General features: G+C 49.9%; 22 protein-coding genes. 5 read left to right on the plus strand and 17 right to left on the minus strand.

All coding sequences use genetic code 11. The features are described 5' to 3' along the window. From LFE_RS10200 to LFE_RS10215, 4 genes are all read right to left on the minus strand, one after another. A complete protein-coding gene (locus tag LFE_RS10200; protein ID WP_014450142.1) occupies positions 1-198 on the minus strand; it encodes a hypothetical protein in 198 nt (65 codons plus the stop codon). 288 nt (positions 199-486) lie between these two features. Then, positions 487-1,419, minus strand: a complete 933-nt coding sequence (locus LFE_RS10205) for a PEP-CTERM sorting domain-containing protein (RefSeq protein ID WP_158310267.1) — start codon at positions 1,417-1,419, stop codon at positions 487-489. 604 nt (positions 1,420-2,023) lie between these two features. Further along, positions 2,024-2,722, minus strand: coding sequence for a pirin family protein (locus LFE_RS10210; RefSeq protein WP_014450144.1), 699 nt, complete (start codon positions 2,720-2,722; stop codon positions 2,024-2,026). Next, complete coding sequence (locus LFE_RS10215; protein WP_148272624.1) at positions 2,719-3,015, minus strand: hypothetical protein; 297 nt, start codon at positions 3,013-3,015, stop codon at positions 2,719-2,721. Before LFE_RS10215 ends, LFE_RS10210 begins: the two co-directional genes overlap by 4 nt. A 258-nt stretch (positions 3,016-3,273) precedes the next feature. Here LFE_RS10215 and LFE_RS10225 point away from each other — a divergent pair, with 258 nt between their 5' ends. After that, the gene (locus LFE_RS10225) at positions 3,274-4,581 is read left to right on the plus strand and encodes an MFS transporter (RefSeq protein ID WP_014450146.1); all 1,308 of its coding nucleotides are present in this window, start codon (positions 3,274-3,276) and stop codon (positions 4,579-4,581) included. On the opposite strand, the gene LFE_RS10230 is transcribed toward LFE_RS10225, so the two are convergent. From LFE_RS10230 to LFE_RS10250, 5 genes are all read right to left on the minus strand, one after another. Further along, on the minus strand, positions 4,578-5,021 hold the full coding sequence (locus LFE_RS10230) for a hypothetical protein (RefSeq protein ID WP_014450147.1): 444 nt from the start codon (positions 5,019-5,021) through the stop codon (positions 4,578-4,580). The genes LFE_RS10225 and LFE_RS10230 overlap by 4 nt on opposite strands. Positions 5,022-5,191: 170 nt before the next feature. Further along, positions 5,192-6,829: a cytochrome gene (locus tag LFE_RS10235; protein ID WP_232502522.1), complete on the minus strand. Its 1,638-nt coding sequence runs from the start codon at positions 6,827-6,829 to the stop codon at positions 5,192-5,194. 194 nt (positions 6,830-7,023) lie between these two features. Then, a complete protein-coding gene (locus tag LFE_RS10240; RefSeq protein WP_041774367.1) occupies positions 7,024-7,218 on the minus strand; it encodes a hypothetical protein in 195 nt (64 codons plus the stop codon). Positions 7,219-7,539: 321 nt separating this feature from the next. Continuing rightward, a complete protein-coding gene (locus tag LFE_RS10245; protein WP_014450150.1) occupies positions 7,540-8,376 on the minus strand; it encodes an HDOD domain-containing protein in 837 nt (278 codons plus the stop codon). A gap of 57 nt (positions 8,377-8,433) precedes the next feature. After that, positions 8,434-8,772, minus strand: coding sequence for a hypothetical protein (locus LFE_RS10250; protein WP_014450151.1), 339 nt, complete (start codon positions 8,770-8,772; stop codon positions 8,434-8,436). Positions 8,773-9,188: 416 nt separating this feature from the next. Between LFE_RS10250 and LFE_RS10255 the strand changes: the two genes are divergently transcribed. Further along, a complete protein-coding gene (locus LFE_RS10255; RefSeq protein ID WP_158310268.1) occupies positions 9,189-14,363 on the plus strand; it encodes an EAL domain-containing protein in 5,175 nt (1,724 codons plus the stop codon). 74 nt (positions 14,364-14,437) lie between these two features. Here LFE_RS10255 and LFE_RS10260 read toward each other — a convergent pair whose 3' ends face one another. The 3 genes from LFE_RS10260 to LFE_RS13255 all read right to left on the minus strand — a co-directional run bounded on the left by LFE_RS10260 (position 14,438) and on the right by LFE_RS13255 (position 17,831). Then, positions 14,438-15,421: a substrate-binding domain-containing protein gene (locus tag LFE_RS10260; RefSeq protein WP_014450154.1), complete on the minus strand. Its 984-nt coding sequence runs from the start codon at positions 15,419-15,421 to the stop codon at positions 14,438-14,440. Positions 15,422-15,454: 33 nt separating this feature from the next. Next, positions 15,455-16,258, minus strand: coding sequence for a thiosulfate dehydrogenase (gene tetH, locus LFE_RS10265; RefSeq protein ID WP_014450155.1), 804 nt, complete (start codon positions 16,256-16,258; stop codon positions 15,455-15,457). Between the two features lie 139 nt (positions 16,259-16,397). Beyond that, positions 16,398-17,831, minus strand: a complete 1,434-nt coding sequence (locus LFE_RS13255) for a c-type cytochrome (protein WP_158310269.1) — start codon at positions 17,829-17,831, stop codon at positions 16,398-16,400. Between the two features lie 222 nt (positions 17,832-18,053). On the opposite strand from LFE_RS13255, the gene LFE_RS10275 reads away from it, so the two are divergent. Beyond that, entirely contained in the window at positions 18,054-18,713 is a 660-nt protein-coding gene (locus LFE_RS10275; protein ID WP_014450157.1) for a 2,3-bisphosphoglycerate-dependent phosphoglycerate mutase, read from the plus strand. A gap of 204 nt (positions 18,714-18,917) precedes the next feature. Here the strand turns inward: LFE_RS10275 and LFE_RS10280 are convergent, their stop codons facing one another. Beyond that, the gene (locus tag LFE_RS10280; protein ID WP_014450158.1) at positions 18,918-19,415 is read right to left on the minus strand and encodes a urate hydroxylase PuuD; all 498 of its coding nucleotides are present in this window, start codon (positions 19,413-19,415) and stop codon (positions 18,918-18,920) included. A 706-nt stretch (positions 19,416-20,121) separates the two neighbouring features. On the opposite strand from LFE_RS10280, the gene LFE_RS10285 reads away from it, so the two are divergent. Continuing rightward, on the plus strand, positions 20,122-21,525 hold the full coding sequence (locus LFE_RS10285; RefSeq protein WP_014450159.1) for a DEAD/DEAH box helicase: 1,404 nt from the start codon (positions 20,122-20,124) through the stop codon (positions 21,523-21,525). Between the two features lie 2 nt (positions 21,526-21,527). After that, positions 21,528-22,268, plus strand: a complete 741-nt coding sequence (locus LFE_RS10290) for a gamma-glutamyl-gamma-aminobutyrate hydrolase family protein (protein ID WP_014450160.1) — start codon at positions 21,528-21,530, stop codon at positions 22,266-22,268. 14 nt (positions 22,269-22,282) lie between these two features. Here LFE_RS10290 and murI read toward each other — a convergent pair whose 3' ends face one another. The 4 genes from murI to rph are packed head-to-tail and all read right to left on the minus strand — an operon-like array spanning position 22,283 to position 25,498. Continuing rightward, positions 22,283-23,110: a glutamate racemase gene (murI, locus tag LFE_RS10295; RefSeq protein ID WP_014450161.1), complete on the minus strand. Its 828-nt coding sequence runs from the start codon at positions 23,108-23,110 to the stop codon at positions 22,283-22,285. Beyond that, positions 23,107-24,144, minus strand: coding sequence for a beta-N-acetylhexosaminidase (gene nagZ / locus LFE_RS10300; protein WP_014450162.1), 1,038 nt, complete (start codon positions 24,142-24,144; stop codon positions 23,107-23,109). Before nagZ ends, murI begins: the two co-directional genes overlap by 4 nt. Continuing rightward, positions 24,141-24,746, minus strand: a complete 606-nt coding sequence (rdgB, locus tag LFE_RS10305; RefSeq protein ID WP_014450163.1) for an RdgB/HAM1 family non-canonical purine NTP pyrophosphatase — start codon at positions 24,744-24,746, stop codon at positions 24,141-24,143. The genes nagZ and rdgB overlap by 4 nt, the downstream gene beginning before the upstream one ends. Continuing rightward, positions 24,746-25,498, minus strand: a complete 753-nt coding sequence (gene rph / locus LFE_RS10310) for a ribonuclease PH (RefSeq protein WP_041775034.1) — start codon at positions 25,496-25,498, stop codon at positions 24,746-24,748. The genes rdgB and rph overlap by 1 nt, the downstream gene beginning before the upstream one ends. Between the last annotated feature and the right edge of the window lie 292 nt (positions 25,499-25,790).

Consider the following 25,790-nt stretch of genomic DNA (forward strand, 5'->3'; position numbering starts at 1 on the left):
TCAGTAGGAAAAAATCGCGACCTTTGAAAAACGGGAATAGACAGAGTGGCGAGTAAAGATCCGGCATAGGGAATGGCCATTTCCAACGAAGACGCAGTCAACCTTGGACCGGGCAATCTTTCGAGACTCAAAAGAAGCCGAACTGACCAGACTGACGGAACCCCTGTGGATCAATATTTTGAAAAAGTCCTCTTTCATAAACGTAGTCACTCCAGGGAAAAGAACTACCTCGAGTGCTGGAGCTTATTCCTCACGCTCTCTTTCCTCGATTTTCCCCAAAGATATCTCCCAATACCACAAGGAACACCGGAAGGCTGTTTCATCCGGATTTTCCAATCAGGAAACAGAATCCTTTCTGACTTGCTTCCGGGCGAAGGTTAGGTCATCAAAAGATTCGGGCGGGACCGAAGGGTTACCCCGATACGAACTAAAAAAGCGGGTCCCCTGCAGAGGAGACCCGCTTTCTCAGAATCCAGAGAGCGGCATTTACGACGCGATCCGAATCTCCTTCTTTTTCCTGATAGCAATGATTCCCAAGACGCCCAGACCGGATCCGAACAAAAGCCATGTGGAGGGTTCGGGCGTCGGAGATACATCGAGGGTTTGCCCATTGCCCAGCACTGTTCCGTTCAGTCCGGGCAGAAGGATGAATGGAGAGCTATTTGGAGGGTAATCATTGAAGTTGAGGTTGTCGAGCGGGATTTGAGTATTACTCACAAAATACTGAACGTCGGAGAGTGTTAGGCTCTGGGCCGAACCGTTCGTGACTTGAAAAGAGAGTGGCCCGACAAAAGGAAGCTCCTCCCAGACCCCGCCGGTTGTGCTAGTTCCTGTAATCGTTTCATTGAGATAAATGATGGCCCAAGGATCGGGCAAGTTGGAATTGCCCCCGTTCAGACGACTGATGGTCGCGGCCGGTAGGTTCTGAATGTCCGATCCGTTTAAACTCCAGAATTCATTACTGAGAACCAAGGGAGTTGCGGGCTGGAGTCCGGCATCAAGCCCAAAGTGGGGGTCGAGGGTGTTTCCGAAGGGATAGGCAAATCCGTTGCTTCCCGAAAATGTCACCGTAGTGGTGTTGGAGGAGGCGCTGTAGCTGACCTTGATAGGGTTCGGGTTAAGGAAAGCATCAGTATAATTGGAAAGAGGCTGTGCTGGAATGACCGAGGTGACGTTTCCCTGAAAGACCATCTCGAAATTGTTGGGAGTGGCTCCTCCGGAAGGAAGAGGGTCAAACTGGTTGAAAAGGTCATCAGCGGTTCCTCCCTGGACGGGAGTCAGATTGAGCGTCTGCGTCTCCCCGCAATTGATGCAAATAGTTGCCTGAGCATAGCTTTTGGGCAGTAGAAATGTACCGAGAAGCCCCATAGTCAGAAGCAAGTATTTCAAATAATCCTTACGAATATTCGTTTTGAGCATTGGGGGACTACCAATAAGTGTTAGATTGCTGGGACACTGACCCCACTTAAACCATTTCATTTTCATAACCTCTTTGAGGGATCAGGGTGAAGGCGGGGAATCTCTATGCCAAATGGCCAATTTTGTAATTGGCGCACGGAAGAGTGCAATTTTCTTACCAGAGAAAAATCGTTCGACTTGGGGGGATGAATAGATAATATTTTTACATATTTATCATTGTATTAATAGATCTTATGAAATCCGATGATCTTCTTAACGGATCAATTGAGTATTAAAAACCATGACACATGTCAAATTTTCTGACAATTTTAACCTCAGAGATCCTTAGGATGGAGAGAAGAGACCTTACCCCAACCCAAGAATGAATGTTATTCCTTGCAGGTTAGAGGAATGGTTAAGCCGGATTGTCTGGGCAGCCGAAGCTGCCCACAGGATGGCAAATACCCCTCATATACCCATCTTTATGGTTTTTCAAGAGTTTCTATCTTGGGTTCGTCCGAATGTCGGAAGAAGGTTCCTGATTTCCCCTTTCCCTTAGTCATAGAGAGGGGAAACAATATAGCAGAGCCATTTCAGAAGGATTGTCTTTGCCTGTTAAAACCCATCAGACCATATCAAAGAGCAGTATCTCAGCATCAGGTAGCCCTTTTAAGGAAATCAGCCCTTCATTCAGAATTTTGCCACCATCTCCAGCCTTCAGTATCTCTCCGTTGAGGTTCACCCCTCCTCGAACCACCTGGACAAAAGCCATTCGACCTTCCCTCAAAGGAAATTTCAAAACAGATTCATCTTCCAGGAGGCTTCCATAAAAGAAAACGTCCTGATGGATCGTCAGGGACCCATTTCGACCATCGGATGACCCCAGAAGACACAACATGTTTTTTTTGTCTTCATCGGAGAAGTGTTTCTGCTCATATCCTGGAGTCAGGCCCATACGGTTTGGCAAAACCCATATCTGGAGGAAATGGACCGGATTATTTCCGGAGCCAATGGACTCGCTGTGCAAAATCCCCGACCCCGCAGTCATCCGTTGAATATCTCCGGGAACAATGGTTGAGCCATTCCCCATGCTATCCTGATGATTTAGAGCACCGGACAAAACATAGCTGATGATTTCCATATCTTTGTGGCCGTGCTTTCCAAACCCCTGTCCAGGCTGAACGCGGTCTTCATTGATAACCCGCAAACTGCCGAATTGCATCTGCTTAGGGTTGTAATATTCAGCAAATGAAAAGGTATGATAGCTATCGAGCCACCCATGATTTGAATGCCCACGTTCGGCGCTTTTCACGATTTCAATCATCTGATCCTCCAGAACATCACCCGATATGATTGCTTCTCTAAAAGAACGCGCTCAAGAGCAAATCCGACTCGCCATTTGAGCCTTTGAGCCATTGGACGCTCAACAAATGTATTATACCTCTTGTTGATATTGTTGATCACAATAGCGTTTGGCTGGAATATTTTTCCAATCTCTGAAAACAAGATGGAGATTTTACCCAGCAAAATACTTGCCCCGATTGAACCCATCTGGATCATAGGGCTCTTTCGTCTTGGGTTGTATAACAGATCGGCCACACAAAAGAGATCATTCACTCAATCTTCACCGGAGGTCTTGATGAACAGTCCCTATCCCCGACCGGGGAAACGAATGCATCAGGGAGAGTCCTGAAATCCCCAACTTCATCCGGCTGTTCCAGGTGACAACGGAGAAATCAATGCGGCTCTTGCCTGCGAAGAAGATCTGATTCAAGCTAGAGAAAGAAAAAAGGATCTCCACTCCCATAAAAGAGCGCCATAGCGAGTTGACCAGATCACAAGACTCACTGGAAATTCACCATCCAAAGGAAACGAATGGCTCTCCCCTCTTCCCCCACTCCATCAAGGATCAGTCTCTCCGGACTTTATCTTGTGAATTTCTTTCTGGGAGAAATCATAGGCGTGGGAGTTCCCTTTTTGACCGATTACCTGAAATACCACCATTGGTCCTTTCAGGAGATCGGAATCGCTACAGCGATGATCGGTGTGGGGACGGTCATATTTCAAGGTTTTTCTGGTGTGATCGCAGAGGTGATTCCCCGTCACCGACTTCTTATGGGGGTGGTGATTTTGCTATATGGGGCCTCATTCTCCCTCCTTCCCCTTGATGTCGACAGCCATGCCCTGACAAATTCCTTTTTGTTGATATCTGGCATGGCAAGTTCCTTCTTTGCTCCCCTCTCGGCGACCCTGGCCTTTTCCCTGTCAGGACACCAACTATTTGCCAGAACAATGGGAAGAACACAGATGTGGAACCATGCAGGCTTTCTGGTTTCTGCGATGGGAACCATCTTTCTCATTCACCATGTCGGGCTATGGTCAGGGTTTGTTCCCATCGGTCTTGGATCCATTCTGGCAGGTGGATCCATTTTCCTCATTTCTCAGAAGGATCTGATTTATCACAAAATGGCGGATTCTCCTCTCACCGATCCGTCATCCAATAGTGAAATGGATACAATCGAGGACAACAGGACCCTTTGGAATGTTTTTACCGATTTCTTCCGGGATCCTTCGATCCGGATCCTTTTGATCTCGACGACGTTGTTCCAGATTGCCAATGCTCCGGTCATGCCGCTTCTGCTCCTCTATCTCAGATTCTTAGATGGCGGCAATGGAAAACTGGGCTGGGTGGTTTTTATCGCCCAGGCGGTCATGATCCCCACTGCATGGTGGGCGGCAAAATACAGCGCCAAATGGGGACATAAGATCATTTTTTCCATCGCGTTTTTTGTGATGCCCATTCGTGCGCTGATCTGCTCTTTCAGCATGAATACGGACATTCTTCTCGCCAGCCAGATTCTGGATGGAGTGGCGGCCGGAATCTACGGGGTTTCTGTGGCCTTGATTGTCGCTGACCTGACCCGGGGCAAAAAAGGGTTCAATATGTTGATGGGACTTTCGATGATCGCGATGGCTCTGGGATCTGTCATAGGGCCGATTCTTCAGGGAATATCGGTGGGAAGGGTCGGGTTCCGATTTTCTTTTCTGGTCTTTGGTGTAGTCTCATCCATTGCCGCCATTCTCTTTTTTCATTACATGCCCCACGAGATCAGAAACTCTTTTGGCCAGGATAAAAGGACGGAAGAGCCAGATCTTTCAAAAGAAGCGCAGATAAAGCATTAATGATGATGTTTCAAGACCACAGCAGAACCAAGGATCCGGACTCTGACAACAAAGAGTTTCTTCGAGATTTTGTGATAATAGATCAAGACGTTCTCATTTTTCTGAAGTGATTTGACTCCGACACTTTTCCCTTGGAAAAACACAGTCGTTTGTGGGGTCAGATTCCAGACGACATCCTTTTGCCGATGGTTTGCCCCTCTCATCGTTGCGGTCAGCGTCATAGGGTGATCCTGAAGATCCACCTTATCCAAAATACCTTTGACCATGTGCAACACCGGTGTCTTTTTTGAAGCTGACTTTTTCCCGGAATGTGTCCCTTTTTTACTGAAAGATGCTGATTCCGTCCCTGCCTTTGCTATTTTCAAAAAACCGCCTACAGAGATAATGAAAAGGCTCAGGATGAAAACTCTCAATATTTTAGTGCTCAGCAAATAAATCATCGAGGCTCCAAAAAATTGTTATAGAAATTTTTCTCAGTTAAGAATTCAAAACCATTGAATAGGAAGCAATTAACAGATTGTAATCAGACTAGATCAGCCGAACTTCTGAAGGCAATAAAAAAGGGAAGGAGGTTTCCCCCCTTCCCTTTGAGACACAAGATCAGGTGATTTTAGTATGCGAAGTCGATACCAACGGAGAAGTTGTTGGCTTCGACGTTGCCGAAGTAGGAACCTCCGCTTGCACCAGGTGAAAAGTTCCCACCAGCAGCACCGGCGAAGCTACTCAACATCCCGGAAACCCCGTAGTCAATCATGTACTGATACTGGGCGAAAAGGGAGATGTCGGCACGGTCAGAGCCCCACAGCCAGTAACGGTCAGAAAGGGTAAAGGCCATGACATTGTTGAAATTCCCCGGAAGATTTGCAAGTCCGGAGAAGGTTGGCTGTTGCATCATATTGAGCTGATTGTAGATCAGCGAAATCATATTGGAATTCGTTCCGGATGCGGAAAAGAACCCATGGAACGTCGGCTGCCAGTCTGCCTGAACCAGCCAAGACATGTACTGAAGACCACCGGTTGTCGCTCCACCGCCAGTTGCAGTTCCTGCACCGGGAGCACCTGATGTAGTATTAAGAGCAATCATTCCTGTAGGATCTGTGACAATATCCCATGCGGCAAAGATATTCAATCCACCATTTGGGATCGGGTTTGCCATCGCATCAACTCCGAAACGGGTATAAACCGTTGAGGGAGATGTTCCACCTGATCCTGAGCCGGGCAATGCGGAACCTTCTCCAACGAGAGCAAATACTCCGAGACGCTCTCCGTTGGTCCGGCCCCACCCACCCCAGGACTGGGTAATATGCATAAAATAGTTGAAACCGTTAGACTGGATAGGTGCACCGCTAGAAGCATTACTACCGGTAGTGTAGGTTTGAGACTGCCCAGATCCGGACATTCCGCTCTGACCGGCATACAGTGAAGAGTTCGGGATGAAACTGATGCTTACCCGAGTTTCACAAGGATTGACAGAGAAAGCTTTCTGGGTCCCACATCCGCCGTTATTGATGTGATAACCAAAATAACGGATAGAGGTCACATCATTGTTGAATGCAACCTGATCCCCATCATAAAACATCGGGTTTGTAGCACCAGAAAAAGCGAACCCTGCATTGGTAGCACCACCGTTATTTACAACTTCTGCGGTACCTGGGACGTAATCATACATTGTCCAAGGGGAATTCGTACCGATATACACATTCCTTTGGTTTGAAAATGGGGTATCCATAGAGGTCTTTCCGGCGTAGATATTGAACCATGTCGTATTCATCAAATCATCAAATCGAACCCACAACTTTACTATATCCATCCCACTGTTCCCATTGTATCCTGGCTGAACCCAAAAAGAGATCCAGGGAGCGATCAAGCCGCCCGATTCAATATCCCACGGGGTATTGGCAGAAGCGCCATTGGCCCATCCAGGAACAGGCTTTCCTGAATTTGGGTCAGAGATCCCATTCACGGAAGTTCCGTAATACGCCATGGACATATGGAAGCCGATGGGGAAGTAGTTCTGGTTGGCTGGCTGCTGGAACATCATGTCCAGACCATTGGCTTTACCGGTGGTGGACAGCATGAAACCGCGGTCCTTGAAGAAATGACCGGTATCACCCAGTTTTGGCCACTGGATGTGGCAGAAAGAACAAGGGAAGTTGTACTTCCTTGCAAACCCCGGATAGGCATTCGCCTTTTTAGGGGCAACCATCATCGCCACGGACAAGACGGCGAAGAAGGAGAGAAAAAACAAAGCCGCTTTTCTCATCAGATTCCCTTTCTGTAAAGTTCATGGACTGGTCTCCGGAAACCCACAAAGGCCCGGATCAACGAGAAATAGAGAACAAAAATGACTAAGAACCACCAGAACAATCACCCCTGTCTTGCCCAGAACCCATCTTTTTTCAAAAAAGCCGGACCAGAAAGAAAAGAGAAACACCCTTCGGATCAAAAACCCGGGAACTTGGCTTCCTGAACATTTCCGCCGACTATAAAAAGATCCATCAATGGCTTCCGGACGATCTGCCGGCCAACCCAAAAACGATAAGGGAAAAAATGGCCCGGGAAGATATGGATAATATACCCTGCAACAGATCTTGAGGTGACGATGGATTGTTGGAGATTAAACAATACGATAACCATTGTCAACACCCTTTTTATCAACCGCAGTTTAACCGCTTGTCTGACACGAAAACCCGGGAAAGCCTAATACTCATAATCCCTTTCATTATCTTCCAAGGAAAATAATAGTCGGCCTGCCACAAGATATATTTAAAATACTTCTATAGAAAAATCTTTACGTGCCAATCATTTTGAAAAAATAGGAGAAAAACAGTCTCAGGAAGAGGAGGATGACGAAGGATGGCTGAAGATTGGATCTTTACGGCGAGGAGAAAAGAATTACAGAATTCTCATAGAGAAAAAATGATATGAAATACCCCATGACCTAGAGCGGGCGATTGATCACAGGTCCACAAACGTCACGGACTGGACCTTGTCGAGACACTCCTCCAGAATTTTCCGGAAATCACTTCTGTTCACCCCCAGAAAATCCAGGGAAAACAGAAGAGATGGCTCGACAAAAACCGAATCCGGATGCTCCGCCCCCATAATCACCGCCAGTTCGTCCCCGACCCTTAACAGGTGGACAAGATCCTGATGGGCGGGCGATTTGTGGGGTTCATGGTGCCAGAGAAGACAATCGATAATGGCTGGGGGGAACTGGAAGAGCCTTCCGTATCGGGCACCGATAAAACAATGATCGATATGGAATGCATTTCTCTCAGACAACCAGTCGCTCATCTGTCCCGTCTGGTCGGCAAGCTGTGTCCGCTCCGCAAAAAAACTCTGCTCATAAAGCGCCAGATAGACCTTCCCGATATCATGAAGAAGCCCTGCGGTCTCCGCAATTTCAGGTTCAGGAAATCCGATCCGGTCTGCAAGGATCCGGCTACAAAGAGATGTCACTCGACTGTGATACCAGAGCGCATCGATCCCCGCCACATGTCTCACACTGGTAAAAAGGGGAACAGTGAGACAAAACCCCTTCAACATGCGAAAACCGATCAGACGGATCGCCTGGGTAATCGTTGTCACCTGTCCGGCGGCGATATAAGCTCCGGTATTCGCATGCCGGATGATCTGCGTTGCAAATCCCACGTCCTTCTGGACGATCTTTCCCAGATTGGCAATGGAGATCGCACCCAGATCGATCTCGTGGATGATACTCGTGACCACATCCGGAAGAGCCGGAAATGTTTTGGGATCAGAAAGCTTTTCCGACAAGTTCACAATTTCCATGATTCCTCCAACACATTCAAAAAGCCCTCGAACTCCATATGCTTTCCTTGTTGATCACTAACTCGAAGGATGATGGTTCTTGGCGTAAAAACTCTCGACCGTCTCAAGGATAACCCCCCGTAGTTCTTCACCCGCTGGGCTCTCGGAAAGACGAAACAATCGCTTTTTGAGAAGCTCGATCTCCATCGCAATATCCTGCAGGTCCTCGACCTGGCTTTGCACCCGTGTATCCTCGACCACCACTTCGGTGATTCCCCTGTTCAGAAGCGTTTTCTTCGTAAGAGGATCGAGTGGCTTTGGAGCCTTCAGCAAAAGCCTTCCCAGGGGATCAATGATATCCGAACAGATGACCGTACCGTCTCCCAAGGATTCCAGTCGAACCATAACAAGACGCATGAGAAGTCTCCTTTTTCACAATCGTTGTTCCCATAGTTTATCCCGTTTCAAGACAACGATGGAACACAGCTCAACAAACCCAACGCTCCAGAAGCATTATACGCATAAGTTCACCCACTGAGGCACCGAAGGAACAGCTATAGGGAGTTCTCATCCATCAATCATCAGTATCATCGGTCCTGATTGACAACCACCATAGTATCCCTCAGAAGACTCTCGAAAACCGAAAAAAAACTTGCACTTTTCTAGACATTCCGATATCTTCCCTTTAATTTCAAAGATCGATTTTCCTATCTTGGTGTTAGGGTGGTCGACCCAATGGTTCGACCTGTGCCATGATGGAAAAAGGAGTTTCGGTATTTTGTTTCAAAAGACACGTCGTTCCTCAGTCAACGGTCCCGGGGGAGTCAAGGAAAATGGGTTCTGCTGATTCCAAGAATCCCATCAGGAACCAACCACATCTGTTCGATCTCTTTCCGGTTCCATCCATTATCCTCTACCCCGAATCGAACACCATCCAGGACAGCAACCAGGCATTTTCTGAGCTGACCGGCTTGTCTACGAACGATCCGCTTCCAACCTCGGTTCTTCGATCCATCAAGACGGCAACTTCCAGGATCCTCGAAACCGGAGAGCCGTTCTCTTCTATCGGAGTGAATCTCCCTGACCAGACCGGACGGCAGATCTCACTTGAGGTCGACTGTCGCCCAATTGTAAACAATGGAAAGGCCTGTTTTCTTCTGACCTTCCGGGAACGCCAGACTGTTACAAGAAGGAGTTCAATCCTCCATCTTGTCGAAGAGGCGGAGAAGGATTTTAGGGATCGTAAAGAGCCTGATCTCTTTTTCACCCATCTCCAGAGGGCTCTCGGAACGATTTTTCCAATCCATTTTTCCATTCTCTCCATCCCATCCCCCGATGGCTCCCTGAAAACTTCAGGAATCAGCGGGAAGGATCAGGGAGACCCGGATCTCCTCCTCTCTTATTTCAGATCTTTTCGATGGAATACCCCTGACGGCCTGAAATCAGCGATCGGGAAAGCGATCGACAGCGGAAAGATCCAGATCGAAACCCCTGACATGGAAAAAGGACCCTCTCTTTCCGACCTCCTCCAGAAAATGGGCATCAAGACAACCCTCACAATTCCTTTCGGCACAGGTGAGGAGGGCGATCTCCCTTTTGGGCTTTTGACGATCGGGCTTGAGAAAAGCGAGGAAGCTGATCAGACTTTTCTCAAGGATCTGGAGATCCTGTCATCTGCCATTGCGGATTGTCTGAACCGGAATTCATTACACACTCATGTCTTCGGGCGATCACGACTCTTCGATCTCGCCCCTGATGGGATTCTCCTTGTTGACCCAACAACCTGCCAGGTGATGGATTTCAACAGAACCTTCCGGAAAATGGTGGGCACACCGCCAGATCACTCTCCTTGGGATCTCTCACGATTCCTCAAAAGGTCCGGAGAGACACTCCAGGAGATCCTCCAAACATCGGGTCAATCCGGATTTTCATCAACAGTCGAGCCATTGACCAGATTCGACGGAACCCGTTTTTTTGCGGACCTGACCGGTACCGTCATTCATGATCGCAACAAACCATATCTTCTGCTCCATGTCCGGGATATCACGTCTGACTACGAAACAAAGGGGATCAATGCCCTTCTCGTGGAAATTGACCGGATGATCCTCAAGGGCGATCCCCCCGAAAATCTTCTCTCCCTGATCGTCGACCGGCTCTCCGGTCTTTTCGGATTCGCCTGCACACTTTTCATGCTCCCGGTCGAAGGGGGAGAGTTCAATCTTTTGCAGATTGCCGGAGAATCCCCCGCCATACATGAATTCATCCTGAAATCCTTTTCAGGCTTGAGGTGGAATACACCACCCGGCATCCGGACTCTCGTGGGGAAAGCCTTTATTGAAAAACGTCCCATCTATGTTGAAATCGATGAGTATGAGATCAACTGGGGATCTCCCATCGGAAACACAGCCCGGGATCTGGGAATCGCAGCGGGATTTGCAGTCCCCATTCAGAAGGGAAATAATCAGTCCCCCTGGGGTGTTCTGAGCATCGTTGTCAAAAAACCCGAAGAGCTTTCAGAAAAAATTCGGGAACAGATCACCGATCTGGCGGGCAGAATTGAGATTGCCTTTGCCCAGTTAGAAGAACACCGGATCGAAATTCAGAAAAAGGCCATTTTCGATGAGGCTCCGGATGGCATTTTCCTGCTGGATCCGGAACGTCTTCTTCTTCTTGAAAGCAACAAGGTGTTTTTCAACATGCTGGGAGTCTCCGATCAAAAAGCACTGGTCGGGAAACACATCAAAGAGTTCCTCGTCAGCTCAGAACAGGACTTCAGTCTCCTTTCAGAACTTCTGGTAGGATATTCGGGCCATTCTTCCCTTTTCCGAAGCCGCATCAGGCGGTCCGATGGAACGATCTTTACCACCAGCACAAGCGTATCACTCATCCCTTATGGGGATAAAAAGGCCCTGACGGTTCATATCAGGGACATCACCCAGGAAATCCTTATTGAAGGAATGAACCGGCTTTGGGCGGAGCTCGACCAGCGGATCCTTCTCGGAGACCCGCTGGACAACCTGATCTCATTCATCGTCCGGAAGATTCAGGATCTTTTCGGATTTCACTGGACCTGTTTTGTAACACCACAGCCGGACGGATCCTTCCGGGTCATAGAAATTGCCTCAAACCACCCCGGAATCGATGAGAAGATCCGTGGATTTCTGGCACCACTCAAATGGAACACACAGCCTGGAAACAGGACGCTTCTGGGCCGTGCCCTTACCTCCGGAGTCCCCCAAGTCTATGACGCCTCCTCGCCCCAAACCCCGATCGTTCAAGAGTGGATCAAAAACAATCACATAGAGGGAATGATCTCTCTTCCAGTCACAAGACAGAGCGGGAATCAGATCATCGGAGGGCTGACCGTCGCCGTTCAAAAAAAGGAAAATCTTTCCGATGGAGTCGTGTCCCTCCTGAAAGACCTCTCCCTCAAGATCCGGAGCACCTTCTCCCGATTTGAAGAACAGAACCTGATCAGGATCCAGCAAGCGTCAATGGAAGCGGCCAAAAACCCCATGTGGATCACCAACCCCAAGGGAGAGGTCGAGTGGGCCAATAATGAGTTTTTCCGGATGCTGGGGTCGGATCGGGTTCCAGCAAAAGAAATCTCCCTCGGATCCATCTTCTCTGACCCCATTTCGACAACATCCGGAGCAAAGTCGCTTCTTCAGCTCATACGCTCCGGAAAACCCTTCGAAGGAGAAGTTTCAGGGATCAGCCAGAGCGGCGGAAGAATCTTCACCCAGACGCTGATCACCCCGCTAAAAGATCATCGGGGAAAAATTGCCCATATTCTCGGCCATCAAAAAGATGTGACCATTGAGCGAGAAGAGATGGAGATCGACCAGCTTTTGGCAAAGCTTGACGCCAACGTCTTGAACGGCATCAATTTCCAGGGACTTCTCGATCTTCTTACCTCCGGTGTCCAGTCCATCTACGACGCCCTTGCGGTCCAAATCGCAACGTTGGATGAAACCCACAAACTTTCGATCCGCTCCTTTGTTTCAAAAGACCCCAAGCTCTCGGCAGCCATTCGGCTCTCCGGAAACGCTCCGGATGTCGAGGGATTCAAAAAAGAAACTTCACATCTCGCATCCAGAAAAGACCGCCATCAGGAAATTCGTCTCAAGGACTCTCCGGATGAATACCCCTTCCGAAATCTTCTTTTGGCCTCAGGATGTGAAACCATCCATTCCTTCCCCATACATGAAAAGGGAAAGGCGGTCGGAGCCCTGACCTTGTTTCTGGACCGGACGAGCAACATTGGAAATCGTTCGATCGCATTCATTAATCAGCTTCTGTCAAGAATCTCCATCGTTCTGGAGCGGTTCAGCGAACAGGAGAGGATGAGGCTTCAGGATGCCGCCATGGCAAACGTGTCGAATGGCATCATGATCACTTCGGCGGACGGAACCATCGGGTGGGTCAATCCGGCGCTTGTTTCGATGAGCGGATATTCGGAAAAAGAGCTGATCGGGACAAATGCCTGGCTTACCACTTACGGAAACGGACATCCGGAAATCCATGAGGCCCTTTTGAGAACGGTCCGGGAAGGCCGACCGTTTGAAGGCGTTCTGGATGCTTTCAAGAAAGACCAGACACCATACACGGTCGAGATCAGCATTACCCCCATACAAAACTCCGAAGGGAAGATCACTCACTTTGTCGCCATCCAGAAAGACCAGACATTAAAGATCCAGCAGGAGAGGGAGATCTGGCAACTGGCCCATATCGATGCACTGACAGGTCTTCTCAATAGAGCTGCCCTCCTTGATCGCCTCAGGACAGAAACAGAACGATCGGCGAGAAGTCAAAAAAGCCTTGCGCTCCTCTTTATCGACCTCGACGGATTCAAAGAGGTGAACGATACCTTTGGCCATGCTGCAGGGGACATCCTTCTCAAAACGGTCGCACAAAGGATCTCAAGAACACTTCGTTCAACCGATGCCGCCTCGCGCCTCGGAGGCGATGAGTTTGTTCTTCTGATCACAGACCTTGTCGAAATCGACGAGATCCTTTTTCTGATCCAGCGCATCTTCGATGCCATACTCGAACCCATCCTGATCGAAGACCAGCCGATCCGGATCACCGCCTCCATGGGCGTCGCGACATTTCCTGAAGACGCATCCGATGCCGGAGACCTTCTCAGGAAATCCGATATCGCCATGTATCAGGCAAAAAGCCATAACAAGAACAACTGGCAATTTTTCGATCCCGAGATGGAAAAGAGAGTACAGCGGCGTCACAGTCAGGCCAAGGCCATTATCAACGGGCTTGAAAAAGGGGAATTCACTCTCTACTACATGCCGGCCGTCGACCTCCAGAAAGGTCTTGTCACGGAAATTGAAGCTCTTCTGAGGTGGAACTCCCCGGAGGACGGACTCTTGCTCCCCGACGTCTTCCTGCCCACGGCAGAAGAGTCAGGATTGATGACGGCGCTCGGGGAATGGACCATTGAACGTGCCATTGAAACCATCCATCACTGGCTCGAAGACGGACGTCCCCCCGTCCGACTCTCGATCAACATCTCCCCGACCCATTTCTGGTCCCCGGGATTTACCGAATCATTTCTCCGGAGAATCAAACGCGACCCAGCCATCGCAACGTGGCTGACCGTTGAGCTGACGGAAAGCCTGCTGATGAAAAATCTTGAAAAGTCCCTTGAATTTCTGGAAGCCATCCGGGAATTCGGAGTTCGGATCTCGGTCGATGATTTTGGTCTGGGATCGGCACTCCTTCCCAATCTTCCGGAACTTCATGTCGACGAGATCAAGATTCCCCAGGCCTATGTCCTTCATATGGAGCGCCACAATAGAACCAGGCAGCTCGTCAAGACCATTATCCACCTTGGGGAAAATATGGGAATTGATGTTGTCGGAGAAGGGGTTGAAACCGGTGCCGAAAAAAAACGTCTACTGGAGATGGGTTGCCACGTCCTTCAGGGTTTCGAGATCTGTCGCCCCGTCCCGCTTCCTGCTCTTGAAGATTTTCTGAAAAGGTTCCAGTGATTTTTTTCTCCCGAAGACTTGAAAAGGGGCCCTGATCGGCCCCTTTTCAATGAATCTGCAATGACCCCAGACTTCTACTTCTTCAGATCCGCCTTTGTCACCGACTTGAAGCCAAAATGCCTGAACACTTTTTGGGCCTCCGGTGATTTGAGGAAGATGAGCCACCGCTTTGCCCATAGCTTGTGACGGGCTCCACGAATGATCGAAGCGGCATAGATCGCCTTGACATTCTGGCTGTCAGGGATGGCGACATTTTCAATCGCATGTCCGACCTGCTCCTGGAAGATGGCCTCCGAACGCCAGGTCACACCGGCATCAGCTTTCTTGGCCATCAGAAACATCGGACTCTGACGATGGTGGATGCGGGTCAATGTTGTTTCTCCATTCTTGACCTTGTCCTCATAGACCGTCTTGGAAAGCTTCTCCCCTCCAGCCTTTACCAGTGAGCCCTTGATCTGGCGGGAAACACCTTCCCATGCCGGATTGGGCATGACAAGACGGACCCCTGGTTTTCCAAGATCGGAAAGCCCCTTGATTCCCGCAGGGTTCCCCTTTGGAACCATGATCGTCAGGTCATTTGTCGCATAGGCCACTGGAGGACCAACCAGAAGCTTTTTCGCAATCAGTTTCCGGACCTGTCCAAGACCCGCCGCATAAAGATCTCCGGGAACCGTCATCGTCGCATTACCGACAGTGAGTCGGCCTTTTTCGGCGATCTGTTTGGCCAAAAGACCGGGCGGAAGGGTTTCGTAAAAGAGTTTTCCCCGGATTTTTGGATATTTTTTCTCAAAGGCCTCAACGAGTGGAGCCATTGCAAAAAAGTAATTTCCACCCACATACATGACCAATTCGGGATGGCTCATGTTTCCGTGGAGATCCGGAAGATTGTCCACATCCGGAACGGTGACATTCACCCCTTTTCCGACAGATGGATTGTTATGCCCATGGCTCCATGGCGGATAGGTGGAAGTCTCATCTGCCCAAACCGTTTTTCCGGAAGAAACGCCTCCAAGAAGGAGAGAAACAGCCAGTATCGTCATCAAAGGTCGTTGATTCACAATGCCTCCCTTTCTGAAAGGTGAATGGTTGGGCTAGGATCGGGCGTAGTGGAAACCCGCTTCGCTCAAAAGGGGAATGGTTCCCACAATTCCCGGTGTCAGGACAACTCCCGGAATCAGGTGGTTTGTCAACTCCGCAGCAATCTCTCCGTGGGTCTTGTGATCTGGGTTCACCCCGCCTTTTTTTAACGCTCCGGAAAGCTCCCAAATCATATTGTGGCAACCCAGAAAAACAACCCCTCTTGCCTGCAGGACCGGAATATTGTTGTCTTCCGGTGATAAAACTCCATGAGGATTGTTCAGATCGGAAAGAGGCTTTTCCGAAGCAGGGGATCGCTTCAAAAGCGGATTTTGAGCTGATTTCATTCCGGCTTTTTCATGAAGTTTATACTTTTCCCACATATGATCGTCAAAAAGAGCCAGATGAGCCGTTCCATGGGTTGCGGACAACACCAGAGCATCTTTTTTTCCAAAGCTGTAGACCTGGGCGTTCAGGGAATTTCTCATGAGGTTCAGCCAGGGAGATCCGATCACCGTGTTATCCCATACCTGTTTGGGCTTTGCCCGGTAATGGAACAGAAGTGAAAGGGCTTCATGATCCCATTCATCCTTGTGGAGACTGATCATGGTCACCGACTTATAGTCCCGACGCCCTTTTGCCCTTTCGAGTGCTCGCAAAAGTGCCTTCAGGTGATGATCGCCTTTGGGCTCAAGGTCCAGTTTTTCAGATGCCGCCGCTTCAGGAAGCTTCCCGACACCCAGGCCAAGGGCCGCACCTGCTGCCCCGATTGTCGCCACCATTCCCAACATTTCCCGACGAGAGACAGATTCACTCATACGTTTTCCTCCTTCGTTGATTCGGATTGATATTGATAAAAAGAGCCTGCATCGGCTCCGCAACAGGAATCTCCGGTGAACCTATCTGGCAATAGCCCCCCAGGAGATTCCCCTGAAAAATGATGACCGTCATCAGAAATCAATGGCCCTGAACAACGCTTTTTCTCGGATCAAGGGGATGTGGTCGGCTTTCAATATAGCGGGCCACATCCCATGCCTCCTGAACGGATAGTATTCCGGAATTTCCAAGAGGCATATTGTGCTGGATAAAAGATGCTGCCTTCGCGACAAGGTGGAGCCCTGCACCACAGTTGAAGGAATGGGCACCCCATAGGGGAGGGAAAATAAGGCGGCCACCCTGCTCCAGCCCCTGTCCATTCGCACCGTGGCAAAGAGCGCAACTATGCTGGTACACCGCCCGTCCGTTTTCGAGGCTGACGGGACGGGGCGGTGGGGATAATGCACGGAATCCCCGGCCCGAAAGACTCGCACCGACCGGTGCTCCTTCCGCCATCCATTTGCTGTATGCCTCGAGGGAAACAATCTCCTTGCTTGATAGGGCCGGAGTCTTCCCGTTCAGGGAAAATCGGAAACAATCCTGAAGCCTTTCAACATAGGTGACAACCTTATGATTCTTTTCCCTGTAAACAGGGTACGATACAAATGCTGCCCATAAAGGGGCAGCATTTGCAATCGTCCCCGCACCCAGATGGCAAGCTGAACAGTTCAGGCCATTTTTGTCAAACTGGGGAGCAAGCTTTCGTGTGTGAAGAAAGAGCTCCCGTCCGTACCGGATGGCATCCCCGTTCGGACCCGGAGGACCACCATCCCAATCGGGAGGATGAAACGTTCCGGCAATATAAATTCCATGGTGATTCAAGGAAACAGGAGGGTGGTCATTGCCTCCGGACAGCCATTGTGCCAACGCACTGATCTCTTCGGGAGAAAGCTTCCGGGAAACACTCGACATCAGATTGCCGGGATCTCCGGATCTGTATCCCCCTTTAAATAAAGACAGCTGGGTTGAGAGATATCCGGGGGAGAGGCCAATAATGGGAGGGAAAGCATGGGCTACCCCTTTCCCTACTGGGCCGTGGCAGGTAAAGCAGGAGGGGATACCGGCAGAAAGACGACCTTCCCGAGCCAGTCTTTCACCGATGCCCCATGAAGACGCATGATGAAACACCGGAGTCTTTCTGATCGACTTCAGCTTTGAAAAATACTGTGCCACCTGTTTGCGTTCTTCGGCAGAAAGGTCCTCTGCGACAATTTGCATGACCCCAGGTCGTTTTTTTTTCGCAAAAAGATCCAGCTCGTGTTGAACATAAAGATCGTCGAGACCGGCAATTTCAGGAGTCGCCCTTCCCGCAAGTCCCTCCCCCTTCGGTCCATGGCAGGACACACAACTCTGACCAAGATGGGGGAGCGGTCTGAAAGCCAGGATTTTACCGGTCAGATTGGCAGCCCGGGATATCATCGGATAAAAAAACGCAAGCATCAGAAAAACAATGGTAAAGACAGGAAAAAGTCGATTTTTGGGAACGATTTTTATCACCATTGGACTCAGTATCAAAAACACACTCCCCAACAAAACATGGCTCATTTCAGATGAACGGCAAATACGATGGGCGATTGGGTGGTTATGAGATCGTCTCTTTAATTTACAAATATATTCGGATGAAAAGAATGTCCAAAACAGATGCCTTTTGATACCATATCATGATCAACTTAATGACGTCACCACAAATGGTGTCTTAAAAGACGAAAACATCCAATTTTACAGGAGTTCTAGAGCATGTCTAAAGAAATCACCCCCGGATGCCTGGCACTTGTACGCCACGGACAAAGCCAGTGGAACCTTGAAAACCGCTTCACCGGATGGGTGGATGTGGACATCACAAAACTTGGGGAAGAAGAGGCAAGAAGGGCTGGAAATCATTTAAAGGGAATCTCTTTTTCGAAAGCCTTTACCTCCGATCTGAAACGAGCACAGCGAACGCTTCAGATCATCATGGAAACCACCGGAAGCACACAATTGCCTGTCGTCAGGGATGAAGCGCTGAACGAACGCCACTATGGAGATCTCCAGGGGCTCGACAAGGATGAAACGGCAAAAAAATATGGGAAAGAACAGGTCCATATCTGGAGACGAAGTTTTGACGTCCCTCCCCCTGGAGGAGAAAGCCTTAAAATGACTCTTGAACGCGTTCTTCCCTATGTCGACAGGGAAATCCTCCCCTGCCTTTTAAAAGGGGAGAATATTCTTGTTGTCGCTCATGGAAACAGTCTCAGGTCAATCGTCATGGTCCTTGATCAACTCGATGAGAAGTCCATTCTGGAGTTGAACATTCCCACAGCCGTCCCGATCATCTACACATTCCGGCCGGTTCACCTCGATCAGCCCGTAACAGGACTGAAAGATCTGTCTGTACTGGAGAAGATCACAAAAGAATGAGCGACAGCCATCATCGCATGAAGATCCTTGTTCTGATCATGAAGGCCATCATCGGTCTTTTGGCCTTCGGCTTTGTCCTAAAATACTCCATCTCTCAAGTATAGGGATACGACGGTTGCCCTCATCTGCCCTGCCCTACAAAATAAAAAAGCCTGTCCAGAAAACTGGGCAGGCTTTTTTATTTTCATAAAATATTTCTTGTGATCAATGGAACAAGGCAGCTCCATGGCTTGATGCACCCATGAAAAAAAGCATAGGGATTGAAAGCATTGTGTTGACCCTTGATGCCAGAAAAGCCTTTCTTGCCGCTTTGGCCTTCTCTTCCGGCTGGGCTGGAACGAGACCGATGACTCTCTTCTGATTGGGCCAGATAATGCCCCATACGTTCAACATCATGATGATGCCAAGCCAGGCACCCATGCCAATAACAGCCGCGCCCTTGTGGAGCATGAATGCATCAGCAAGCATTCCTCTTTGGCCAAGAATAGAAAGCCCAAAAAGAACGGTCAGAACGGATGCCCATCGGAAGAAAAACAGCGCCCGGGGAACCAGATGCTTGAAAGCCTCGGCCTTGGCCTCGGGAGAGATCGCCTTCAGAAATGGGACCTGAACGAAGTTGAAGTAATACAAAAGACCGATCCACATGATCCCTGCGAGGAAATGTCCCCATCGCATGATCAGTTCCGTTGCCACATGATCCATAAAATCTCCTTCAAATTGATTCCTGAAATGGAATGTTTAGAAAGTACCGAGCCTGAGCCATTATTGTGTAATCGGGAGTCTTGGGATTGAACGTTCTCATGATCCAGGATGTCCATCGAAAAACAATCAGGCGTTTACCAATGCCTTCACTACGAAAAAGAGCACTCCCGTCAGGGCAAACCCGGCCAGAACCGTTCCCCAAAGACTGTCCAGAGGATTTTTCACAATAACTCCTTTCCCCATTAGCTATTTTCAAAAACAGAAAACGCTCTCAAAATGTTTCAGGATGGCAGATGAGTCCTGCCCCCTATTAGATTCGGCGAATCCGATTCTTTCGGCATCCATTATACCTGATCAGATTCGATCTCCTCAAGCTCGAGTATTGCCAAGCATAAACCTTGCCAAAGAGCCCTCTCTGGTGCTAGGATGTACCTGTTGGGCCCATGTGCCCAGCGTTTTTACTTATGGTTTGTCGATTATTCAAGTCTTTTTGCGTGACCCTCCCAAATTGTTTTCAGCCTTTCGGCCGAAGATTCTACTCCCTAATTCATCAAACGTGGGGGTTGCCTGAGAGGGATGGAGTCAATCCCTCTCTGTATACCGTCCGACGGAGAGCATTCTGGACTTGAACGACTCGCCAGGAGGGGGTTTCCCCCAACCGGGTCAGGAGTTTTCTGCGCCCAAAATCTTAGGAGGTATTCGTATCATGTTCCAAAATCAATCCGTTGAACCCACATTATCCCCTGTCAAAAACATTGAGGCAGACGAGCCTGTCGATCAAGTCACTTTCGCCGATCTTGGTCTGGCTCCAGAAATATTGAAAGCATTGAATGATATCGAGCATTTTGTTCCCACCCCGATTCAGGCAGCCACCATTCCCCTGATCATCGAAGGACGGGACATACTCGGCATCGCCCGAACCGGAACAGGAAAAACCGGCGGGTTCCTCCTTCCTGCCCTTCACCGGATTTACCAGACCCGAACAGCAAAGCAAGGCTTCCGGGTTCTCATCCTTTCCCCAACAAGAGAGCTTGCGAACCAGACTTTCTCCGCTGCCATGTCCTATTCCAAATATACCCGCTCCCGTCAGATCCTCCTCGTCGGTGGAACAGATCTCCGACGTCAGGAAATGTCTCTCAGAAAACCCTGGGACATCGCAGTCGTGACACCTGGTCGCCTCCTCGACCACCTTCGTCGGGGAAACATCAATCTTGCCCATATTTCCATGGTGATCATTGACGAAGCCGACCGTATGCTCGACATGGGCTTTTTCCCTGACATCCAGGCCATTGTCGCCGGCCTTCCACAGGATCGGCAGTCTCTTCTATTCTCGGCAACGCTTCCACCAAGGATCCAGGAACTCGCAAGATCCTTCCAGAGAGACGCTGCGATCATCCGCTTGAACTCAAGCGAACCGTCATCCCCCCAGATCGAACAGGAGATTGTCACAGTTTCCCACGGATCCCAAAAACTGGGCATCCTGAAAACAATCCTGGACTCGGTCAAGAATCACACAGGACAGACCATTGTCTTCACCAGAACCAAGCGCGGAGCGGAAGAGCTCTCCATCTCCCTGAGTGGGGAAGGCTACTCGACCGACGCCCTCCATGGGGACAAGTCGCAGCATGTCCGGAATCGGGTTCTCGCCAAGTTCAGAAAAGGTGACCTCAAGATTCTGGTTGCAACGGATGTGGCAGCCCGTGGTCTCGACATCGAGGGCATTACCCACGTCATCAACTATGACCTCCCGCAAACCGCCGAAGATTATGTACACAGAATCGGACGGACCGGCCGGGCAGGACGCACAGGAAAGGCCATTTCCTTCTACCATCCTGCCGACACCGACACGATGAGATCGATCGAACGCATGACGGGTGAACCCATTCCCAGACACCCCCTCTCCGTTCCCCATCCAACATCCTATCGCCCAAGAACAGGCTCTTCTTCCGGTTCGAGATCAGGATCAGGAAGGCCATCTTATGGATCGGGCGGAGGTTCTGATCGCTCTTCCAGAAGCGGAAGCGGTGGACGTCGCACCACAGGAGGCGGGTACCGTTCTTCGGGCCCATCGTCCCACCAGTCTTCTTCTTTCAGCAGAAAAGACCCCTAAAGATGGGGCCAAATCTGCCAATTGTCGGCATCACGGCAGACTATGAGCCTCAACACAATGAAAACCATCCCCGGCATTTCCTTAAAGCCCCGTATGTCAGCACCTTACGGGAAGCCGGGGCACTGGTTGTCATACTACCCTTCCAGTTTTCAGATAAAGACTTCTCAGAAGACATTGCGCAGTGGGACTTTCTCGACGGAATCCTGATTTCGGGATCCGGTCCGGACATTCCCCCCTCTTTTTATGGAAAAAACAAGGAAATCGAGAACAATGACTGGATGGTTGACGAGCGATTTCTCTTCGAAAAGGCTCTGATTAAAAAATCAGAGGACGATGCCACTCCCTGTCTGGGGATCTGTAGCGGACTTCAGGTGTTGAACGTATCCAGGGGAGGATCACTCCTTCAGGATATTCCTTCCTCAAAAACATCCTTTCTCGACCACAAGTCCCCACATAACATTCAAGTCCAAGCCACTCCCTCTATTGACTGGCTTCCAAATGGAACCTATCAGGTCAACAGCTTCCACCATCAAGGGGTTGATCAGATTGGATCCGGACTTTCTGTCTTTGCAAAAACATCCGATGGAATGGTCGAAGGCGTCTTTGACCCTACTCATCCTTTTCTCGTCGCCGTCCAATGGCATCCCGAAAGACTGCTTTCAGGCGATAACCTTTCAAAAATGATCATCAGGCAATTCGTTCTGAGCTGTGCTGCCCGGAAGGCCGAAAAAAACAAACGATAAATCGGCCCTGATTTTCAGCCTCTCTCTCCGTGTTCGGCAAGCTTTTCGAAAACCGGATCCACCAAAGTCACATTCCCCATCGGACGTTTCAAAAGATTTTGACCAATTCGCAAAAACCTCTCGACTCCGTCTGTAACAAAGAACCTCGTTGTGGGAAGCGCTTCCGGATGATTCTTCACAAGGTTACGACTCAGGATTTCACGGGCAAGTTCGTAACCCGGATCGACAAATCTCACATCCGGCAAAATCTTCTGGAAAACAGGAAGAAGGGGCGGATAGTGTGTACATCCGAGAATGATCGTATCGACCGATTTCCACTTCGTCAGATAAGGGGACAGATACTCCATTGAAACAGCCTCTGCGACTGGACCGGAGATCCAGCCTTCCTCAACAAGTGGTGCAAACAGAGGACAGGGCTGCGCAAAAACCCCAATCGCCGGATTCATTCTGGAAAACAGACGGGGATAGGCATTCGAACTAATCGTTCCTTCGGTTGCGAGAACACCAATCGATCCCGAGCGGGTCAATCCCGCCGCGGCCCTCGCACCTGCCTCAAGAACCCCCAGAGTCGGAATGGGGTTGACCTCTTCGGAAAACTCATCAAAAGCCTGGCTCGATACGGTAAAGCAAGCGGCAATAATCAGATCAGGGTTCATCTCCGCAAGAAACCGGGCATCTTCCCGTGCAAAGCGAACAATGGTCTCTCTCGATTTGGTCCCATAGGGAAAACGGGCCGTATCCCCCAAATAGGTCACGGAGGTTCCCGGAAACAGTTCAAGAAAGTGTTTCAGGACGGAAAGCCCACCCATTCCGGAATCAAAAAAAGCAACTCCTCCGCTCACGATGACCAGCTTTTGGAGGATTCTCTCATCGAAAGCACTCTCCTTAACCGGGTGACAGCCTCGGTTTTGCGTTTTTCAAACCAGACCGGCTTTCCTTTTGACAGAAGATGGAGCTGCTCCATCATCTGTCTTGCAAGATCTTCACTCTTCATGGCCAAAAGTCCGTCGCAGCTTGCCAGAAGGGAGCGCTCCACAGAAACGGTCAAAGGGAAGTGATCCCGGAGACCTGCCATTTTGAAATCGTCACTCAATAAAAGCCCGTCGAATCCAAGACGCTTTCTGAGGAGTGTTTCCGAAATTTTGACAGACAAGGTCGCAGGCCACTCCTGATCGATCTCCGGATACATGACATGAGCGGTCATCAACGCCGGGATTCCCCAGGAAACGGCACGTCTGAAAGGATGAATCTCCCTATGCAACAGGACATCCATTGGATCAGGGACAGTCGGCAATGCAAAGTGGGAATCAAGATGAGTGTCCCCGTGGCCTGGAAAATGTTTTCCGCAAGGGACGACTCCTCCCAGGGAAAGCCCCTGAGAAAAGGTCATGGCATAACGAAATGCCAATTCCGGGTCGGAGGAAAAGGATCGATCCCCGATAACGGGATTGTCCGGATTGGAATCAACATCCAGGACAGGAGCAAAATCCATATCGATATCAAGAGAGGAAAGAGCCCTGCCCAACTCATACCCAGCCGTAAAAATCTCCGGGATTCCCCCTGCCCGGGAAAGTTCTCTCATGGGTGGAAGTTTTGGCACTCCATCCTGAAGTCGAGCAACTCTTCCGCCCTCCTGGTCGATCGCCAGGATCACCGGAACCGGTGCCAGCACCCCTCTGATTTCCCGGATCAGATCTCTCAGTCTCCCCAGGGAATCTGGAGAAGATGGAGGTCCGATATTCTCCGAAAAGAGGACCACTCCGGCAGGTCTCATCTCCTCCAGGAAAATTCGATCGGAGCCACTGAGATCCATACCTGGAAGACTCACCCAGAGAAAAACTCCAGGACCATCCACAAATGATCCTGCAGACTTCAAGAAACACCCCCCAAAAGGGCATTGAGCTTGGGAATGATGGACCTGACAGCCCTTGCCCTGTGAGAAATCTCATTTTTGATCGAAGCAGGAAGGATTCCGAAGGTCACCTGATATTGATCCGGAATAAAGAGAGGATCGTATCCAAAACCACCCTCTCCCAACAGCCCCTTCGTCAATCGGCCTTCGATCACGCCTTCTGATTTTGCCAGAATCTTTCCGCTTTTTCCTTCGACAAGAACAAGGACCGCCCGGAAACGGGCCGATCTGTTCTCGACCCCCTTAAGCTCCTTCAGGAGGGCATGGCAGTTTTCAAGAGAAGTGGCTTGTGGACCGGAGAAACGGGCGGATATGATTCCTGGAAGTCCTCCGAGTGCATCAACCTCAAGACCGGAGTCATCTCCCAGTATCCACCCTTCCACAAAGGGGGCAAGAGCTCGAGCCTTGATCAGGGCATTTTCAAGATAGGAGTTCCCATTCTCAGGAGGAAATTCCGTATCGGCCGGAGCGGGGACAAGTGTCCACTCCGGACCGAAGAGAGTCTCAAGCTCCGAAAGCTTATGGGAATTGCCTGTGGCAACGGTAATAACAGGACGAGTTGACATTACGCATTCCGTGAATCATTGGACAGTGGTTCCGGGAACATGAAAATTTCTTTCTGGGCCTTGATGATTTGGGTAATACCCGACTCACCCAGAGACAAAAGACTGTCCAGCTCTTTTTTGGAAAAGGGCTTTTCCTCTGCCGTCCCCTGGATTTCCACAAATGCTCCCTTGCCTGTCATGACGATATTCATATCCGTCTCGGCTCCGCTGTCCTCGACGTAACAGAGGTCGAGGCGGGGATCGCCTTCCACAACGCCCACAGAAACAGCGCCCAGATAATCGGCGACTGGCCACTGGGTAATCAGTCCTGCCTTCATCAGCTGGGAGAACGCAAGGCACATTGCAACAAAACCACCGTTGATCGACGCCGTCCGTGTCCCGCCATCGGCCTGGAGAACATCACAGTCCACAGTCAGCGTCCGCTGGCCTATACGAGAGGGAATGACCACAGAGCGCAGGCTTCTTCCGACAAGGCGCTGGATTTCCTGGGTTCGTCCCGTTTGTTTGCCTTTTGCCGCCTCCCTGGAATTTCTTTCATGGGTTGCCCGTGGAAGCATGCCATATTCGGCGGTGACCCAACCTTTTCCCTGATCCTTTAAAAATGGCGGAACACGCTCCTCAACACTGACAGTGCAAAGGACACGTGTCTGCCCCATTTCCACAAGAACGGATCCCTCTGCGTAAAGGTTGACGCCTGGAGTCATTTTTAACAGTCTCAATTCATCATTTCTGCGTCCGTCAGGACGTGGCATCGACATGGGCATTCCCCTGCTTCGTAAGATTGTGACCTATGGATTCTATCCGGCTGGATCGAGAACCTCCGCGAACCACCATCCTACACTCGAGACGGAAGCATTGCCAAGGGAGAGATCACGGAAGGTTTCAGGGACAGGAAAGCTCTGTTATTGCCGGACAAGCCCTTTTTGGCATATAATATTGAAGTGAAATCCATGGGAGCTATTCTTGACTTCGCCGGCCACCAAAAAAGCACGGCAGAAAATCTGGTGTTTGCCTTTTTCGTGAATTCCTGGCTCCTCTCCGATC

It is taken from the genome of Leptospirillum ferrooxidans C2-3 (genome assembly GCF_000284315.1).
Lineage (GTDB): Bacteria > Nitrospirota > Leptospirillia > Leptospirillales > Leptospirillaceae > Leptospirillum > Leptospirillum ferrooxidans.